The following is a 14,892-nucleotide window of genomic DNA, read 5'->3' on the forward strand; positions in this document are numbered from 1 at the left end:
TGGTAAAAAACAGCATCAGTAGTAAGAAAAATCGAGCGAGTGAAAGAAATTTTAATGCAGGGATTTATGTATGACGAAATCAAAAACGCTTTGTCAGTGATTGATTTTGTTGAATGATTGGCGGAGAGAGGGGGATTTGAACCCCCGGTAGAGTTGCCCCTACTCCGGTTTTCGAGACCGGTCCGTTCAGCCGCTCCGGCATCTCTCCGTATATTGCAATGATGCCAGGTAATTTGGCATTTTAACAGACCCTATTCGGGTAATTTTGTTCAAGTGACGAGTTTACGAGCAAAACGATGATTAAGTGGCCCTGGAAAGCACAAGAAATAACCCAGAACGAAGACTGGCCGTGGGATGATGCGCTAGCTATACCTCTTCTGGTAAACCTCACCGCGCAAGAACAGGCTCGGCTTATTGCGCTAGCCGAACGTTTTTTGCAGCAGAAAAGACTGGTAGCGCTACAGGGGTTTGAGCTCGACTCGTTAAAAAGTGCACGTATTGCGTTAATTTTTTGCTTACCGATCCTGGAGCTCGGTATTGAGTGGCTTGATGGTTTTCATGAAGTGCTCATTTATCCCGCGCCCTTTGTGGTAGATGATGAATGGGAAGATGACATAGGTCTGGTGCATAGCCAGCGTGTCGTACAGTCGGGGCAAAGCTGGCAACAAGGGCCCATCATTCTGAACTGGCTGGATATCCAGGACTCGTTCGATGCTTCGGGTTTCAACCTCATTATTCATGAAGTCGCGCACAAACTGGATATGCGTAATGGCGATCGCGCCAGCGGCATCCCTTTCATCCCGTTGCGCGATGTGGCTGGCTGGGAACACGATCTCCACGCGGCAATGAATAATATTCAGGATGAAATCGATCTTGTTGGCGAAAGCGCTGCCAGTATAGATGCCTATGCCGCCACCGACCCTGCAGAATGTTTTGCCGTGTTGTCAGAGTATTTTTTCAGCGCGCCAGAACTGTTTGCTCCACGTTTCCCGGCGCTATGGCAGCGTTTTTGCCAGTTCTATCGCCAGGATCCTTCTCAGCGCTTACGGGTAAGCGCTGCCGAAGGCGACTACGGCGAGGAATCCGAACATTAATTCCTCACTTTGTGGGTTAATTAACCAATTGAATTGGCGCGTTAATTTTACTGTTGACACGTTATAGCCGGCCCAGTATTATGCGCCTCGTTGAAACAATTCCTCTGTAGTTCAGTCGGTAGAACGGCGGACTGTTAATCCGTATGTCACTGGTTCGAGTCCAGTCAGAGGAGCCAAATTAAGGAAAGCAGACGTTTACTGACGTCTGCTTTCTGCATTTATATCAATTGATTATCCCTTTCTTCAGGTTCACTCTCGTTCACTAAAAACCACTCGAAGCCAGACCCTTTTGCTGGTAAAGCTGGTTCGATTTGCGTTTTACCAGCACGCGGAGGGAACCGTCATGTCACTGACTGATACTAAAGTAAAAAATGCCAGACCAGCGGAAAAGGCCGTCAAGGTCGCTGACGGGTTTGGCCTCTATCGATTCAAAATACTGGCAGTCAGGCTATCGCTTCGATGGCAAACAGAAGGTGTTTTCTATTGGGGTTTACCTTGCTATATCGCTTGCTGATGCCAGACAACGCCGTGACGAGGCCAAAAGGCTGCTGGCTCAGGGGATTGACCCGAACGCAAATAACAGGCTGATGAAAAAATCCTTCAGAAAAAGCGCGATAAAACCCGCTCGTTCCGTGTCGTTGCCAAAAGCTGATGCGCCATAATTCTGCCTATGATATTGACGGAAATCTTTTCGCCTGCACCAGAAATTTATCTGCCATTTCCGCTACCGGCGTCAGACTGCCTGTATCAACCATTTTCACAAAATATCTCACGTCTAAAGTTCATTCTGCCCCCTGCCCTTAATCTCTACGGCGTTATGTCTCAGAAGTATTTGCCAGTGCCTGCCAGTTTTTCAGGCCTCATCAGGCGCTGGTGCATAGCCATTGCGGTAAGGTCACAGCATTTGACTTGTGCAATTACAGACAAAGTTGCGCCATGCCGGGGCAAAGTAGAAATTAGATCAAAACTTCAACGCTTTGTTGTTTTTGTCAGCAAACAAACGCGCAACCTTATTTCCCCCTTTGACAAGCCGATCGCACATCGTTACTATGCGCCCCGTTCACACGATTCCTCTGTAGTTCAGTCGGTAGAACGGCGGACTGTTAATCCGTATGTCACTGGTTCGAGTCCAGTCAGAGGAGCCAGATTTTAGTTTCGGGACATCCTGGCGAGTCCGGAGACGTTTAAAAAACAAGAAGTTATCTTTACCCGGTTGATCTGATAAGGTTTGCCGGGTTTTTTGACATCCATAGTTTTTGGGCTTAATCGGGGCCTCACGGTTCGTTGAGTAAATGGAGCCCCCTCCCATGGCATTAACCGATACCGCTATCCGCAAGATCAAACCCACCGAGAAATCCTTCAAGATCACCGACAGTTCAGGACCCAACCTGCTGCTCAAACCCAACGGCTCAAAACTCTGGTACATGAAGTACCGCGTTGATGGCAAAGAGAAGAAGCTAGCCTTCGTTACTATCTGGCGCAGGGGTTTAGCAGGAAAGAGGCGCTGGCGATGGTAGCGATGGATTTGGGGCATGGTGACGGGCGTGGGAGGTATGTGGCGCAGGTGTATAGCCAGTTCTGACAGTCGGCTAAGAACGGGATATAGCCATTCGCCCCCTAAGGCTTACACTTTGAAGTGATTCAGAAAATATCTGCATTTATCTATCATGATATGCAGGCTATCAGCTAAGCTACGATAACGTGTTCCTAAATAGTGTGGAATAGCAGATCGCTTTGAGGGGACTCAGCCCGGATTGTGCGATCTGATCAATCGCTAAACATCACCAGTCACCAGCCGGACTGAGCGATGCCAATCATTACACCGATCGCCGAAGTCTGCTATGAACAGTTGAGAATTACTCAGAGTTGTTCATCATCTGTATCCACACTACTAAATTATTAGTTGCGGTTTTTCCCACCCCAATCACACATTAAATCCAGAATTGGCATTAATGATTCCCCTCGTTTTGAAAGACTGTATTCAACTTTGGGCGGTATTTGAGGATACTCCACCCTATTGATTATTCCATCTTGTTCGAGTTCTTTCAGAGTATTACTCAGAGTTTTGAAAGAAATCGTACCGATGCGGCGTTTAAGCTCGTTGTATCGCATGACTGGTTTATTTTCATTTAACCAGTACATAACTATCATTTTATATTTCCCGCTAATTAAGGAAAGAGTATAACCAAAATCGGTTTCCTCCAGGTTGATACCAGTCTGTGAGCATGTCTCAGTCATCATTTACACTCTCCTTTTGGTAAGTATATAACCTAAATTTGCGTACTTCACAAACGACAGGGCCAATCATATACTCCTGAGTACCCCAATCGCAAGTCAGTCCTGAATGAGGAAATGATGAAAAAAACGCTTATAGTTGTCGCTCATCCAAATATTGAAAATTCAGTTGTTAATCAGTGTTGGATAAATGAGTTAAAAAAGTATCCTGATCAGTTTACTGTCCATGAGCTTTATAAAGCATACCCTGACGGCAGGATCAATATCGAAACTGAGCAAAGACTGGTTGAGCAACATGAGTCGCTGGTTTTGCAGTTCTCAGTTTACTGGTTCAACTGCCCTCCCATGTTGAAACAATGGCTGGATGAAGTGTTTCTTTATGGATGGGCATACGGCTCTACAGGCGATAAGCTGAAGAATAAAAAAATAGCTTTGGCTGTAACTGCCGGTATTGAACTTGCAGACTATATGGCGAATGGCCGTTATAAATTTACCATGCAAGAAGTACTTCGCCCATTTGAAATGACGATTAAATATGTTGGTGCTGAATATGTTCCACACTTTGCCTTTTATGGTGCAGAATATAACCCTTCCAAAGAAGTGATTAAAGAAAACGCAGTAGACTATGTTAAGTACTTAACTAAATTAACTTACAGTGAGTTAGTAAAAAGTAATTAATGTTAATTTGATAGCCCATTCTCATATATTTTCGCTTATGATGCAGTAAATAATATGGTTCTGCTTGCTGCATCAATTAGTGTCTTGATTGCCTTACTTGTAATTAAGCCAAAAGAACACAGTGAAATTTAACCGAACCATTACAAACCAACTCACAAATTTCGTATTGAGTTGGTTATCGTACTGATATTTTGGCTTTGGCACTCAGGTAATTACATAACCGATGTCCACTTTGACACAAAGCTGTCTGTCATGCCCACTTACGGCCAAAGAGTAATCTAAAACATGACAAATATCACATTTCAGAATAGTTATTGCGTTTGGAGCCTTATTGAGGGCTTCACTCCAATTTTAAAAATAAAATCTTCATAAATTCAATACGATAAATCAATATCAGTATCCAGTCAGAGGAGCCAAATTCCTGTTTTCAGGCTTACTTATAAATTCTTATTACCGCAGATTTCAATAAGTTAGCGTTAAAATTTCTCTCGATGCACATCTGGTTTTTCCTGCGCATCCGGCGAAACTTTAGGCCATTTCAGTTCGATAATGGAGTGACCATCCTGTGTCTCTAACCAACGCACAAATCCTCAGTATCAAGCCTTCTGACACCCCTTTAAGCTGACCGCTTCTCACGGTCGGTATCTGCTTGTTAATCCGGGCTTGTGGGTCAGGCGCTCAAGGAGCGTGAAGTGCGACACAATGTTTTCGCCTTCCGGCGCGTTTCCTGACGTAGACGCGATTATCGGCGACAGATCTCCGGCGATGGCGATGGCGATGGTGATGAAGCTCGCGGCACAATAAGGCCTTAGCGGGATGCAGAATCGCCTCCCGCTAAGGCTTCATTCAGCCGCTTTTCATATCACATAAATACGCCTCTTCCACTCCTGTCCAACAGCAGGCGACAGCTCATTTCGTTAGCGAAACGGCGGCTCGTTAAACGTGCGTAATTTACGTGAGTGCAAACGATCACCTTCTGCGCGTAGTAAATCAATAGCACGAATACCAATTTGCAAATGTTCTGAAATAGCCCCCTCATAAAACCGATTTGCCTGCCCGGGCAGTTTAATTTCACCGTGTAAAGGTTTGTCAGAAACACAAAGCAACGTGCCGTAAGGCACACGAAAGCGATAGCCCTGGGCTGCAATCGTCGCGCTCTCCATATCAATCGCGACCGCACGGCTAAGGTTGAATCGCAGCGCAGATGCGGAATAACGAAGCTCCCAGTTACGGTCATCCGTGGTGACGACCGTTCCCGTGCGCAGTCGCTGTTTCACCTCTTCGCCGGGCATTCCGCTAACCGCTTTGGTAGCGTCGTACAGCGCACGCTGTACTTCCGCAATGCTTGGAATCGGAATATCAGGCGGCAGAACGGCATCCAGCACATGATCATCGCGTAAGTAGGCATGGGCCAGCACATAATCACCAATCGCCTGACTTTCTCGTAACCCTCCACAGTGCCCAATCATAAGCCAGACGTCAGGCCGCAGCACGGCCAAATGGTCGCAAATCGTTTTAGCATTTGAAGGGCCGACACCGATATTTACCAGCGTAATCCCCTGCCCATCTGCCGTTACCAGGTGCCAGGCAGGCATCTGATGCTTCTTCCAGGCCAGATCGGAAATAGCCTCTTCCGGCGCTTCCGTTTCTGCCGTGATCCAAATTCCACCGGCACAGGAAAGCGCGATATAGGGGCTGTCAGGATCAAGAATTTGGCTGCATCCCCAGCGCACAAACTCATCGACATAGCGGGTGTAGTTGGTAAACAAAACGAAGGGCTGAAAATGTTCAACCGGCGTACCGGTATAGTGCCGTAACCGGGCCAACGAGAAGTCAACACGACGCGCGTCAAAGTGCGATAGCGGATAGAATTCGCCGGGGTGGAACAGACCGTCTGCCGTCTCATCGCCAATCTGCGCCAGTTCTGTGGTAGGAAAATGGCGCGTTAGCCCGGCGCTCATAGAACGATCCAGCGTCAGAGCCGAGCCATCGATCACATAAGGATACGGGATCTCATGGTGCGAGGCCTCTACCGCAATATGCGCGCCATAATCATGGTAAACGAGGTTAAGCTGTTCCAGAAGATAAGCGCGAAATAGCGCAGGCCGCGTAACGGTAGTGGTATAACAGCCGGGATGAGTAAAGCGTCCAAAAGCGCGTGTTTTAGGCGGGTTCGGTGTCGCGCCATCCCAGCTTACAGACAGCGAAGGATAAACAAACAGTCCGTTAAGCCTGGCATGGGGATCGGGCAGCGTGCCGTTATCAACATAGTCAGCGATGGCTTCACGGAGCGCGTTAACCGACTGCTCGTACAGCTCCTCCAGGCGATCCAGCGCCTGCTCGGGCGTCAGGTTTGTGCCTTTATTTTCCATATTATTCTCCTTAGCGTTCACAGGTGAGGCACGTCGTTCGATAGTATGACAGCAAAGGAGGAAACTAAAGGGGTTAGCGTAAGGGCGGCGGCACAGGTGACCATCAGTTCACCTGCCACATCCGCCTCTTCGTTAGCGGCGGCGGTGAAAGCGTCGCTGAAGATTTCCCATTTTGGCGCGGTATCAGAGGAGGCATTAACGCCCATATGATTAAAATGACATTCCCCAGGGCGGAGCCATCGACAGCGGTAATCGTCAGTTTACTATCAAAGACGCAGTTGGAAATTTCACTGGTTTTAATATTGGTTTTTTAAGCTAGCGTAAACAGGATCAAGATAATTATAAATAAGGGGCTGTCAGGCACCATGTATCAGGCAGCAGTTTTCGCACTCCCTGCATGGTTTCAGGACGCTGGATGCAATCTGTTATTTTCTAATGCAGAAATTTTTATCGGTGGGTTTGATCCTACGGATAGCAGTATCAGTGAGTGCCATCGTGAAAGGCTATTTGTTTAACGAACCTGGAGGCACTCGGACGCCAAAATGACAGATATCAAAAAACCCGGTAAACCTTCTCATGTCAACCGGGTAAAGATAAGTTATTGTTTTTTTAAACGTCTCCGGACTCACCAGGATATCCCGAAACTAAAATCTGGCTCCTCTGACTGGACTCGAACCAGTGACATACGGATTAACAGTCCGCCGTTCTACCGACTGAACTACAGAGGAATCGTTTGAACGGGGCGAATATTAACGAGGTGCCCCTGGCTTGTCAAAGCCTGTTTTCACAAAAAAAGTTCGTTTGCTGCTTTATTCCACACTTCGGTTAAAATTCACCGTTTCCTGATGATTTTCACAGCAAAAAGCGCTTACTCCCTCTTTACGCGCGGGTATCTCCACAGCCAGCGCCCGCTTATCAGACGCCAGTAAAACAGTGCGCCACGCACGGCCCAGTCAAGAAACATCCCCAGCCAAACCCCTACAACCCCCATACCCAGCACAATACCAAGCGTATACCCTGCCACAACGCGACAGCCCCACATCCCCAGCATCGATACCCACATCGCAAATCGCACATCGCGCGCGCCTTTAAAACCCGACGGCAGCACCCACGCGGCCGCCCAAATTGGCATAAAGGCAGCATTAAGCCAGAGCAGAACTTTAACTACCTCTTTTACGTCCTGCTCCTGGGTATAAAATGAGGCAAACAGACCCGCGAACGGCGCTGTCCCCCAGGCGATTGCCGTAAGTACGATAGTCGACATCCAGAATACATGGCGCAATTGACGCTCTGCCTGACCAATTTGCCCGGTACCAAGACGCTTACCGGTGATAATAGTCGACGCCGAACCAAGGGCGTTACCCGGCAGGTTGATAAGCGCCGCCACGGAAAAGGCAATAAAGTTACCCGCAATAACGTTAGTGCCCATTCCGGCGACAAACATTTGCGTCAGTAGCTTGCCACCGTTGAACAGCACTGATTCAATGCTCGCCGGAATACCGATACCCATCACTTCCCAGATAATGCCGAAATTCAGCGGCTTCAGATAGCTTTTCAGCGGAATGCGCAGCGCCGGATTAAAACCAATCATCAGCACCCAAATAATCGCTACCGCGCCGATGTAGCGCGAAATGGTTAATCCCAGCCCCGCGCCGGCAAAACCCAGCCCTTGCCAGGAGAAAGCCCCGTAAATCAGGATGCTGCTGATGATAATATTGAGAATGTTCATCCCGCCGTTAATCATCAACGGGATTTTCGTATTCCCTGCCCCACGCAGCGCGCCGCTACCGATTAGCGCAATTGCCGCAGCCGGATAACTCAGCACCGTCAGTTCAAGGTACGTTAACGCCAGCCCCTTTACTTCTGGCGTCGCCTCGCCTGCGACAATATTAATAATTTCACTGCCGAAATAATGAATGACCACTGCCAGCACAACGGCAAATAGCGTCATAATCACCAGCGACTGGCGCGCCGCTGCCCTTGCGCGTCGCCTGTCGCGCTTGCCGAGGCTAAAGGCGACCACCACCGTAGTACCAAGATCGATAGCCGCAAAAAAAGCCATAATTACCATATTAAAACTGTCGGCAAGCCCCACGCCCGCCATTGCTTCCTTGCCCAGCCAACTGACGAGAAAAGTACTGAGCACGCCCATTAGCAAAACACAGGTATTTTCCAGAAAAATGGGGATAGCAAGTGGGGTGATTTCACGCCAGAACAACACTTTGTAGCTCTTGCGTTTGGCATACCAGGGCGTACGGACGACAGCCTGGCGTAAGGCAGTGGAGACGTTCAAAATGGACCTTAAAGAAGAGAGTTGAAACCACATTTCAATAATGAGCGAGAAATCGTAAGGCTGCAAAGCTTTTTGCAGAAAAAATGTCTGCAAATGCAACAAAGTGATGAGATAACCCGCAATCGAATCTGTAAGAGGTTAAATGGGGTTTGACAAAAATTTTTCCGCCGCTAATATACGACCCCACACGATTCCTCTGTAGTTCAGTCGGTAGAACGGCGGACTGTTAATCCGTATGTCACTGGTTCGAGTCCAGTCAGAGGAGCCAGATTTTAGTTTCGGGACATCCTGGTGAGTCCGGAGACGTTTAAAAAACAAGAACTTATCTTTACCCGGTTGACCTGATAAGGTTTGCCGGGTTTTTTGACGCCCATAGTTTTTGGGGACTTAATCGGGGGCCTCACGGTTCGTTGAGAAAATGAAGCCCCTGCCATGACACTCACTACTAATACAGATACTCCAGCCCATGAAAACCAGCAATGTGGCAGGATATTTAAAGACCAGACCTGCCTGCGCTAATGTTGACCGGCATTCCGGAACGGCGCTCCAGCACCTCATTAACTCGCGAAGTATCAACGTCATCCCCTTTGATAAACGTGCGCAGCACTGGCGTAACGGGCAATGGAACTTTTTTGTCTGATTCAAATTCAGCACGGTTGCGAGAAAGCGGTTCGTGTACCTCCAGCCAACGACTGCCATCCGGCTCTACCGAAAATTTAACGGGCCTGTCGATAATCTGAACGCGGGTTCCTACAGGAACATGGTCGAATAAATATTTAATATCGTCATTGCGTAAACGGATACAGCCCTGACTGACGCGAAGGCCAATGCCAAAGTTAGCGTTAGTGCCATGGATGGCATATAACCTGCCGATATATATTGCGTATAGCCCCATAGGGTTATCCGGCCCCGCAGGCACCATCGCGGGCAGCGTTTTTCCCTCTTTAGCATATTCCCGACGCGTATTAGCCGTTGGCACCCAAACCGGGCCATCTTGTTTGCGTTCAACTGCAGTCACCCAGTTGCGCGGCGTTTCACGGCCAGCCTGACCAATACCAATGGGTAGCACCTCAACCGTATTCGTGCCTGCGGGATAATAATAAAGGCGCATCTCGGCGACGTTTACCACAATACCTTCACGAACGGTGTCAGGCAGAATCAACTGCTGCGGCACTACCAGTGTGGAACCAGACTGAGGTAAAAACACATCCACGCCGGGATTCGCTTCAAGCATATTACTCAGCCCCTGACCGTAGCGGGCGGCAAATGACTCTAAGGACTGAGTATTGTTCTGTGGTACGGCGATTGTGACAGCCTGTCCTACCAGACGACTGCCTTCGGGCGGCAACGGATAGCTTATAGCCAGCGAGAAATGGCTTACCAACAAGACGAAAAACGGAAAAAAAGGTGTGATACGACGCATTATATCCCTTCCTTTGTCGCGGCAGGTGTGCGTTAAGTATAGCTTTTTTCTCACATGGCTGGTGTTGTGCGCCCGGGTTATGTTGCGTTTGCGTTCCCCTCCGGCAGGACAATATTACTGGCCGCCAATTCCCCCATATTGTGGAACATGGCGCACGCGGCTTCCACGATCGGCATCGCCAGCGCCGCGCCGCTTCCTTCACCTAACCGCATCGCCATATGCAAATAGGGTTCCATAGACAAATGCGCGAGCGCGATGCGGGCGCCCTTTTCCGCCGAAAAGTGCGACGGGATCAGATAAGGTCTCACCGCAGGCGCAATCTGACAGGCCGCCAGCGCTGCCGCGTAGGAAAGAAAGCCATCCAGCAATACGGGTAAGCCACACCTTGCCGCGCCAAGCATCACGCCGGTCATCCCGACCAGATCAAAACCACCCACCTTCGACAACACATCAATGCCATCGCGCGGATTGGGCTGATTAATCCCAATCGCCCGCCGCACGACGTCCACTTTATTATCGATGCGGGAAGGCGGAAGATTCGCGCCAATCCCCACCACCTCTTTTGCATCACTTCCTGTAAAAACGCTGACCATCGCGGCGGCTGGCGTGGTGTTCGCCATTCCCAGCTCCCCTACGCCAAATAAGGTCACGCCGCGTTGCACCAGGTCGCAGGTGTAGCGGGAAACCTCCAACAAAAGCGCTTCAGCCTGCGAGCGACTCATCGCCGGGCCAACGGCAATATTTCCGCAGCCGCGCGCGACGCGCATATCAACTACGCCCGGAATAGGTTCGGCATCAATACCGACATCAATGACATGCACCTTCGCACCGGCCTGAGCGGCAAGCACGCATACGCCGGTTGTTCCCCGCGTCATATTCGCCGCCTGAATCGCCGTCACGATTTTGGGCGAAACCGCTACGCCTTCATCCCAGACGCCATGGTCGGCGCACATCACCAGCACCGCCTTTTCACCTACCTGCGGCGTACCGTTAAGACCCGGCATTCCCGCGAGCTGAACGGCTAAGGTTTCCAGTCTGCCCAGGCTGCCCGGCGGTTTGAGCAGGCCGTCAATATGTTGCTGCGCACGCGCCATCGCGTCGGCGTCCGGCGCAGGAATGTCACGGAGTAAAGCGTGTAGTGTCTGCATAAGATGTCTCGTCCGTAATAATCGGCTCATAACAGAGCCAGCAGAAAGATCAGTTCGCCAAGTTCGATCGCCGCGCCCAGCGTATCGCCGGTTTGACCGCCAAGCGTACGTTTAAGCAACTGGCCAAGGATGAAAATCGCCGCGAGTGTGACCACCATTGCGGCCAGTCCTTGCATACCAGGCAGTAATACCGTGGCGACGATTACCGCCAATCCCAGAGTAATGCAGGTTTGCCGTCCGCTGACTTTACCGATAAATACATTGCCAAGCCCCTCTTCACGGGCGTAGCGATGACGGTACATCAATAAAACGGCGCTGCCGCGTCCGGCCGCACAGGCCGCCGCCAGCGCCGCCAACATTGGCGTTCCACGTAACGCCAGTTCGCTGACCACCAGAATTTTTGCCAGTAGCACAAAAATAAGCGCCAGCCCGCCATGGGTTCCCAGACGACTATCGCGCATAATCTCCAGCATTCGCTCGCGGCGGCGCGCGGAAAAAATGCCATCGCAGGTATCGGCCAGCCCATCCAGGTGAAAACCACCGGTCAGCAGCGCCAGCGCCAGAATACAGAACAACGCCGCGAGCGGAATACCGCACCAGGGTTGCAGGAGGATGAAAATCAGGCCGCTAATCCCCCCCAGAATCAACCCGATAAAGGGAAACATCACGATCCCACGCGAATACTGCTCGAAATCCAGTCCCTGCGACCAGCGTGACGGCACGGGCAAGCGGCTAATAAAAGCGAGCATGGCCCAAAACAGCTTACTCATTTAATTTTGACTCCAATACCTGAGACTACCAGCCAGACCTCATCCGCCGCTGCCGCCAGTCGTTGGTTGACCCGGCCGGCAATATCACGAAAATGGCGCGCCAGACGGTTTTCCGGGACGATCCCCATTCCCACCTCATTTGTCACCAGTACCACTTTCGCCGGGCAGCGCTGGCAGGCTGCAATTAAAATCTGAATTTCATCGTCAATGGCGCGCTCCATCGCCGCGTAATCCCACTGTTCGGGATCGTTTTCGCCTCCCAGCGCAAACAGCAGATTCGTCACCATGGTGGTAATACATTCCAGCAAAATCGCGTCGTCAGGGGCAAGATCCGCGGTAATCAACGTATCAAGATGACGCCAGCATTCTGCGGTCCGCCAGTGTGCCGGCCTGCCATCTTTATGATGCTGAATTCTCGCCGCCATCTCGTCATCAAGAATCTGCGAGGTGGCGATATACAGTACCTGCGGCGCATCGCTAATTAAGGCTTCAGCATGACGGCTTTTACCACTACGCGCCCCGCCCGTCACCAGAATCATCATACCGGCTCCTGATGTTGTTGCATGATGGTATAAATTTTATTTATATCAATATGTTGCCGCATCGCTTCCGCCAGCAGATCAAATTGCCGCGCTTTATGATCCGCATAACAAAAAGTCGTTTCCCACGGCGTAAGTCCTTTTCGCGCCCGTAACCCATTGACCACCGCACGGGTAAAGGCATCGCTGTCAAACAGGCCGTGAAGGTAAGTGCCAAACGCCAGTCCGTCGGCGGTGACCGCGCCATCCGCCACAGAGCATCCATTTTTCTGTAACGTCATGGCCGTACAGCATCCTTCCTGCAGCACCGTTTCCCCCATGTGAATTTCATAACCGCGAACCGGTAGCCCCGCCGCGGCAGCCAGCCAGCCGGGCAGCTCGCCTGACATTGTCGCGTTAACCTGCGTCGTGGTTTTATCCTGTGCAAAGCGAGTGATCGTATTAAGCAGCCCCAGGCCCGGCTTCGTACCCAGCCCCGACTCCACCTCATCCACAATGGTGTCGCCCAGCATCTGGTAGCCGCCGCAAATCCCCATCACCGGCACGCCCTGCCGATGTGTCTGCAATACCGCATCCGCCATCCCGCTTTCGCGCAGCCAGGCGAGGTCGCTCAGCGTATTCTTACTGCCCGGCAGGATCACCAGATCAGCGTCAGTCAACGCTTCCGGGCGGCGAATATAGCGTATGCGCACATCCGGCTGCGCCGCCAGAGCGTTAAAATCCGTAAAGTTAGAAATATGTGGCAGTTGCACAATGGCAATAGTGATATCACGGGGGGCGTTACCGCGATATTTATCGTTTTGCAGCGCGACGCCATCTTCATCTTCCAGATCCACATCCAGCCACGGCATCACTCCCAGAACCGGGACGCCGGTAAGCGATTCGATTTGTTCGATACCGGAATAGAGTAGCGCCACGTCGCCGCGGAATTTGTTGATAATGACGCCCTTTACTCTGTCACGCTCCTGTTTATGCAGCAGCGCCAGCGTGCCATAAATAGCGGCGAATACGCCGCCCCGGTCGATATCCGCCACCAGAATAACCGGACACTGGGCCATTTCCGCCATTCCCATATTGACGATATCGCGATCGCGCAGATTGATTTCCGCCGGGCTTCCGGCGCCTTCCAGCACAATAACGTCATATTCCTGCGCCAGGCTGTTATAGACCGCAAGGATTTGCTCACGCAAACGCGGTTTATAGTCATGGTAACTCACCGCATCCATATTGGTCGCCACTTTCCCCATCAGCACGACCTGCGCCTGGCGATCGCTGGTCGGTTTGAGCAGCACCGGATTCATACGCACATCTGGCGTGATCCCCGCGGCTTCCGCCTGAAAAATCTGCGCCCGCCCCATCTCTTTACCATCCGGCGTAATACCAGAATTAAGCGCCATATTTTGCGATTTAAACGGCGCGGTACGCAGACCATCCTGATAAAAAATGCGGCATAAACCCGCCGCCAGCACACTTTTGCCGACGTCGGATGCCGTCCCCTGCAACATAACTGCCTGCGTCATGACGCCTCCCTGAATGCGCACTTTTGCATTCGATGAAAAAACTCCGTTTCTGTTTTACACAGCGGCAGTCCCAGTTGAGTATGAAGTTTGACCAGCCAGGGCTGGGTTAGCCCCGCGTGTTCCATCGCTTCCGTACACGCGAAAACCTCGCCAGGCGCGCCATGCATCAGGATCTGGCCCTGGCGTAACACGTATACGGCATCGCTAATTTCATAAATAAGATCGATATCATGGCTGGAGATAATGACATGATTTCCCTGCGCCACAATCCGCCTGATGATAGCAATCATCTGAGTGCGCCCTGCGGGATCAAGACCAGCAGTGGGTTCATCCAGCAATAGATAGCGCGCCTGTAGCACCAGCGCTCCGGCGATAGCCACACGTTTTTTTTGTCCATGACTCAAACACTGAATGGGCTGATGGCGAAAATGTTGGGCGTCAACCAGCGTTAGCGCCTCGTCGACGCGGCGCGTGATTTCCGCCTCCGGCACACCCAAATTACGTAAACTAAACGCAATGTCGCTATCGATATCAGTATAAAAAATCTGCTGTTCAGGGTCCTGAAAAACCGTCGCAACTTGCTGGCGCAGCGCCAGTAGTCCGCGCTTGCTGTAATCCAGCGGTTTTCCCTGCCACAATACGGCCCCTTTTTGCGGACGCAACAGGCCGCTCAGGTTCATAAAAAGCGTAGACTTCCCACAACCGTTCGCGCCCACCAAACCGGTAACAGGCGAGAGCGAAAAATCCAGATTTAACCCTTTAAGTACCGGCTCATCCTGATAACGAAACCACAGGTCTGAAGTGGCAAGCATAATAGTCC

At 50.9% G+C, this 14,892-nt stretch carries 12 protein-coding genes, 5 tRNA genes and 3 pseudogenes; 8 read left to right on the top strand and 12 right to left on the bottom strand.

The window, feature by feature from the left end; genetic code table 11:
* Positions 1 to 118: 118 nt before the first annotated feature.
* Positions 119 to 208: transfer RNA gene (locus tag NA197_RS03205), tRNA-Ser, on the bottom strand.
* Between the two features lie 88 nt (positions 209 to 296).
* Here NA197_RS03205 and mtfA point away from each other — a divergent pair.
* The 6 genes and pseudogenes from mtfA to NA197_RS03235 all read left to right on the top strand — a co-directional run.
* Entirely contained in the window at positions 297 to 1,094 is a 798-nt protein-coding gene (gene mtfA / locus NA197_RS03210) for a DgsA anti-repressor MtfA (protein WP_000598920.1), read from the top strand.
* A 100-nt stretch (positions 1,095 to 1,194) separates the two neighbouring features.
* Positions 1,195 to 1,270, top strand: a tRNA-Asn gene (locus tag NA197_RS03215).
* A 167-nt stretch (positions 1,271 to 1,437) separates the two neighbouring features.
* Positions 1,438 to 1,743, top strand: a pseudogene (locus tag NA197_RS03220) (Arm DNA-binding domain-containing protein); the annotation flags it as partial.
* Between the two features lie 420 nt (positions 1,744 to 2,163).
* A tRNA-Asn gene (locus NA197_RS03225) sits at positions 2,164 to 2,239 on the top strand.
* A gap of 162 nt (positions 2,240 to 2,401) precedes the next feature.
* Positions 2,402 to 2,560, top strand: a pseudogene (locus NA197_RS03230) (Arm DNA-binding domain-containing protein); the annotation flags it as partial.
* Positions 2,554 to 2,676, top strand: a pseudogene (locus NA197_RS03235) (integrase domain-containing protein); the annotation flags it as partial. The pseudogenes NA197_RS03230 and NA197_RS03235, both read left to right, overlap by 7 nt.
* A 317-nt stretch (positions 2,677 to 2,993) precedes the next feature.
* Here the strand turns inward: NA197_RS03235 and NA197_RS03240 are convergent.
* The gene (locus tag NA197_RS03240) at positions 2,994 to 3,335 is read right to left on the bottom strand and encodes a winged helix-turn-helix transcriptional regulator (RefSeq protein ID WP_023226656.1); all 342 of its coding nucleotides are present in this window, start codon (positions 3,333 to 3,335) and stop codon (positions 2,994 to 2,996) included.
* Positions 3,336 to 3,446: 111 nt separating this feature from the next.
* Between NA197_RS03240 and NA197_RS03245 the strand changes: the two genes are divergently transcribed.
* Positions 3,447 to 4,007, top strand: a complete 561-nt coding sequence (locus NA197_RS03245; RefSeq protein ID WP_430536883.1) for an NAD(P)H-dependent oxidoreductase — start codon at positions 3,447 to 3,449, stop codon at positions 4,005 to 4,007.
* 917 nt (positions 4,008 to 4,924) lie between these two features.
* On the opposite strand, the gene NA197_RS03250 is transcribed toward NA197_RS03245, so the two are convergent.
* The 4 genes from NA197_RS03250 to NA197_RS03265 all read right to left on the bottom strand — a co-directional run bounded on the left by NA197_RS03250 (position 4,925) and on the right by NA197_RS03265 (position 8,705).
* Positions 4,925 to 6,379 (bottom strand): AMP nucleosidase, encoded by a 1,455-nt coding sequence (locus tag NA197_RS03250; RefSeq protein WP_000428191.1) that lies wholly within the window; start codon positions 6,377 to 6,379, stop codon positions 4,925 to 4,927.
* Between the two features lie 17 nt (positions 6,380 to 6,396).
* On the bottom strand, positions 6,397 to 6,585 hold the full coding sequence (locus NA197_RS03255) for a hypothetical protein (protein ID WP_023226659.1): 189 nt from the start codon (positions 6,583 to 6,585) through the stop codon (positions 6,397 to 6,399).
* Positions 6,586 to 7,031: 446 nt separating this feature from the next.
* Positions 7,032 to 7,107: transfer RNA gene (locus tag NA197_RS03260), tRNA-Asn, on the bottom strand.
* 140 nt (positions 7,108 to 7,247) lie between these two features.
* Complete coding sequence (locus tag NA197_RS03265) at positions 7,248 to 8,705, bottom strand: EmmdR/YeeO family multidrug/toxin efflux MATE transporter (protein WP_001669456.1); 1,458 nt, start codon at positions 8,703 to 8,705, stop codon at positions 7,248 to 7,250.
* A gap of 159 nt (positions 8,706 to 8,864) precedes the next feature.
* On the opposite strand from NA197_RS03265, the gene NA197_RS03270 reads away from it, so the two are divergent.
* Positions 8,865 to 8,940 (top strand) — tRNA-Asn (locus NA197_RS03270).
* Between the two features lie 225 nt (positions 8,941 to 9,165).
* Here the strand turns inward: NA197_RS03270 and ldtA are convergent.
* The 6 genes from ldtA to NA197_RS03300 all read right to left on the bottom strand — a co-directional run bounded on the left by ldtA (position 9,166) and on the right by NA197_RS03300 (position 14,884).
* The gene (ldtA, locus tag NA197_RS03275) at positions 9,166 to 10,095 is read right to left on the bottom strand and encodes a L,D-transpeptidase (protein ID WP_064043500.1); all 930 of its coding nucleotides are present in this window, start codon (positions 10,093 to 10,095) and stop codon (positions 9,166 to 9,168) included.
* A 77-nt stretch (positions 10,096 to 10,172) separates the two neighbouring features.
* Positions 10,173 to 11,243 carry a nicotinate-nucleotide--dimethylbenzimidazole phosphoribosyltransferase gene (gene cobT / locus NA197_RS03280; RefSeq protein WP_064043501.1) on the bottom strand — a complete coding sequence of 357 codons (1,071 nt, stop codon included), beginning with the start codon at positions 11,241 to 11,243 and terminating at the stop codon, positions 10,173 to 10,175.
* A gap of 26 nt (positions 11,244 to 11,269) precedes the next feature.
* Positions 11,270 to 12,013: an adenosylcobinamide-GDP ribazoletransferase gene (gene cobS / locus NA197_RS03285; protein ID WP_064043502.1), complete on the bottom strand. Its 744-nt coding sequence runs from the start codon at positions 12,011 to 12,013 to the stop codon at positions 11,270 to 11,272.
* On the bottom strand, positions 12,010 to 12,555 hold the full coding sequence (cobU, locus tag NA197_RS03290) for a bifunctional adenosylcobinamide kinase/adenosylcobinamide-phosphate guanylyltransferase (RefSeq protein ID WP_000973185.1): 546 nt from the start codon (positions 12,553 to 12,555) through the stop codon (positions 12,010 to 12,012). The genes cobS and cobU overlap by 4 nt, the downstream gene beginning before the upstream one ends.
* Positions 12,552 to 14,072, bottom strand: coding sequence for a cobyric acid synthase (locus NA197_RS03295; RefSeq protein ID WP_058115988.1), 1,521 nt, complete (start codon positions 14,070 to 14,072; stop codon positions 12,552 to 12,554). Before NA197_RS03295 ends, cobU begins: the two co-directional genes overlap by 4 nt.
* Positions 14,069 to 14,884: an energy-coupling factor ABC transporter ATP-binding protein gene (locus tag NA197_RS03300; protein WP_000881535.1), complete on the bottom strand. Its 816-nt coding sequence runs from the start codon at positions 14,882 to 14,884 to the stop codon at positions 14,069 to 14,071. The genes NA197_RS03295 and NA197_RS03300 overlap by 4 nt, the downstream gene beginning before the upstream one ends.
* Between the last annotated feature and the right edge of the window lie 8 nt (positions 14,885 to 14,892).

The sequence above is a fragment of the Salmonella sp. NW884 genome (assembly GCF_051700745.1).
In the GTDB taxonomy this organism is placed as follows: domain Bacteria; phylum Pseudomonadota; class Gammaproteobacteria; order Enterobacterales; family Enterobacteriaceae; genus Salmonella; species Salmonella enterica.